1 protein-coding gene is annotated in these 225 nt (G+C 62.7%); it reads left to right on the top strand.

Translation table 11 applies throughout. From position 1 onward, the window contains the following. Window positions 1-225, top strand: a 225-nt coding sequence (locus F1735_RS35295) for a transposase (protein ID WP_167241681.1), incomplete at both ends; no start/stop codon positions are given.

Below are 225 nucleotides of genomic sequence, written 5' to 3' on the forward strand. Positions count from 1 at the left end.
TCTTGACGCCGAAACTTGAGCGCCTTATCTACGTTCTGGAGTGGGCGCGTATCGAGGAATTCGCTGACGATTCCTGGGACGGGATCGGCCGACCGCCGCATGTTCGGGCCTGGCTGGCGAATGCTTTCGTGGCGAAGGCGGTGCTGGGCATCACCACCACCGTCGGGCTGGTCGAGCGCCTGACCATGGACAAGACCTTGCGGCGCATTTGCGGATTTCCGCCGT

The organism is Massilia genomosp. 1 (assembly GCF_011682185.1).
Classification (GTDB): Bacteria; Pseudomonadota; Gammaproteobacteria; order Burkholderiales; family Burkholderiaceae_D; genus Telluria_A; species Telluria_A rubra.